This is a genomic window from Campylobacter sp. BCW_6464, assembly GCF_001762775.1.
GTDB lineage: Bacteria > Campylobacterota > Campylobacteria > Campylobacterales > Campylobacteraceae > Campylobacter_D > Campylobacter_D jejuni.
Genome location: NZ_MJXM01000065.1, coordinates 1 through 2,029 on the forward strand (window position 1 = coordinate 1; position 2,029 = coordinate 2,029).

The 2,029-nt window shown below is 28.1% G+C and carries 2 protein-coding genes; one reads left to right on the plus strand and one right to left on the minus strand.

The window, feature by feature from the left end:
- Positions 1–1,443 (minus strand): AMP-binding protein (locus tag AJ885_RS07550; RefSeq protein WP_070281028.1); only part of this gene is annotated, 1,443 nt, incomplete at its 3' end.
- A gap of 60 nt (positions 1,444–1,503) precedes the next feature.
- Here AJ885_RS07550 and AJ885_RS07555 point away from each other — a divergent pair.
- On the plus strand, positions 1,504–2,029 hold a 526-nt coding region (locus AJ885_RS07555), incomplete at its 3' end, for a DUF2920 family protein (protein ID WP_079860286.1).

Sequence of the window (2,029 nt, forward strand, 5' to 3'; positions counted from 1 at the left end):
TTTAATAAAATTTTTTGGGATCATATAAGAAGGTAATTTATCTTTTAAAAAAGCTTTAAAATTAATTTCTTCTTCACTTTCATAAAAACAAATAATATCTTCTTTAAAAATACATGCACTGTTTTTAATATTCGCATGGGAATTTATCACGCTTTCTATTTCTCCAAGTTCTATCCTATGCCCCATATATTTTATCTGATTATCCACTCTCCCATAGCACAAAAGCTCTCCAAATTCATTATAAGAAACGATATCTCCTGTTTTATAGAGTAAATCTAAATAATTATCATGTAAAGGATTTTGAATAAAAGCTTGTTTGGTTTTTTCTTTGTCATTATAATACCCTAAAGACAAAGAAGTTCCACGTACGAAAAGCTCCCCTTTAACACCTATTTGTTTAGGACTTATGAAATTCATATTTTCATCAAAAACTAAAAGTTCTGTGTTTTTACACGCTTTGCCTATAGGTAAAAGTTCTTCATCTTTAAAAGTGCGATTGATGATATAAAAAGAACATACATCAGTGATTTCTGTTGGGCCATAAAGGTTGGCAAATAAGGCATTGGGTAAGTGTTTACGCCAAATATTTAGCTGTTTATTGGGCATGATTTCACCGCAAAAAAGTATTTTTTTTAAGGTATTTAAACTAAAATTATTCAAAGCTTCCGTATTTGCAAAATAAATTAGCACCGAAGGCACCCAAAATATAGTGCTTACTTTTTCTTTTTCAAGGCATTCTAAAATTTTATTTGGAAAGGCAAAAAGATGATTAGGTAAAAGGTGTAAAGTCGCTCCTGATTTTACACTTGAAAAAATATCTAAAATGCTATTGTCAAAATAAAATGGTGCTTGATTGGCTAAAATTTCATTCTCATCAAATTTAAAAGTCTCACACACCCAAAAAGTATAATCAATCACACTCTTATGTGCTATGCTTACTCCTTTAGGAATACCTGTGCTCCCACTTGTAAAGAAAACATAGAGTAAATTAGTATCTATATGTTTTTCTTTGGCATGCTTTATTAAACTCTCATCTATATCAAAACTTTCAAAGTCTTGTGTATAAAGCGTAGGTAAATCTAAGTTAAAATTTAAGTCCTTTGAAGTGATAAAAAGTTTAGGCTTTAAAACCTCTATGACTTTTTCTACTCTTTCTTTAGGACTTTTTTCATCTAAAAGGGTATAAAAATTTCCACTGAGTGCCACTCCAAAAAATGAAATCAAACAATCAATCCCTTTAGGCAAGATGATTAAAACAGGAACTTGAGTAGGATTATCATTTTTTAAAGTTTTTAAAATTTCACTGGCTAGTTTTTTAGAAAAAAGATCAAAGTCTTTATAAGTGATTTCTTTTCTTTCCTTGGCAAAGGGTTCTACAAAAGCAGTTTTTTCGCTAAATTTGATTAAACTTTTTTCTAAAAAATCATAGATGTGAGTTGTCATGATTTACCTTTTTAATTTTTTGTAATATAATATCTATAAATTAATAAAAAAGGCCTTTATATGCTCATAAATCAAACCTTTGAAATTGATTCTTGTGATGATGTAGAATTAAATATAAAAAGAACCAGTAAACTTGAATACCGTATAAGTTATGATGATGAAAAAGATATCAAAGCTATAGTTTTTATAGTGGGTGGTTTTGGAGCTAATGCAAATATTTCTTTTTTAGACTTTGATAGAGAATATATTGCTAAAAAATTTGATGTTGTAGCGGTGCATGTTTTTTATCATTGTTTTTGTCATAGAAGATCAAATGTTGAGAAATACAGTGCATATAAATTTTTTCAAGATGAAGATATTGAAAATATTAAAAATTTATTAAATCAGTTTCATTTTTCTTATGGTGGAATAAATAATGATAATGCGCTTTTTTTAGCGAATTCTTTAGTGAAACATGTAGAAAATTTAAAAATGCAAAATAAACTCGATCATAACTTTAAACTAAATTTTACTTCCACTTTTGTCCCACCTAATGGAGATTATCAAAACTATGGCATTATGGCAGCTATTGATCATATCAATGCTT